1 protein-coding gene is annotated in these 379 nt (G+C 52.0%); it reads left to right on the forward strand.

All coding sequences use genetic code 11. The features are described from left to right. Positions 1-174: 174 nt before the first annotated feature. Positions 175-379 (forward strand): hypothetical protein (locus ACYP03_RS24595; protein WP_459782465.1); only part of this gene is annotated, 205 nt, incomplete at its 3' end.

A 379-nucleotide genomic window follows, 5' to 3' on the forward strand; every position in this document is an offset into this window, starting at 1 on the left:
CGATTAAACGTCATGGCATGGCGATACTGGAAGGCCTGGTCTTGGATGATGTGCCTGTCGGACAGTATGAGCTGATAGCACCGCCGTTAAAACTGGATTCGCTGGACGCTTCCCCCGTACGGGCACTGTTGCGCAGTGTTGCCTAGCCATCAGAAAAGTCAGGAGTAATTAAGAATGCAAACACTGAACAGAGCGTATTTTGAAGAACTGGATCGCGTTGATCACCTTGCTGACTACCGAGATCAGTTTGATTTGCCCGCCGGGCATATTTATCTCAATGGCAATTCCCTGGGTGTACTGCCTAAGGCGGCAAAAGAAAAAGCCCGGCAAGTGGTGGAAGAGCAGTGGGGGCAGGGATTGATCCGCAGCTGGAACACCC

This window comes from Photobacterium sp. R1 (genome assembly GCF_054600795.1).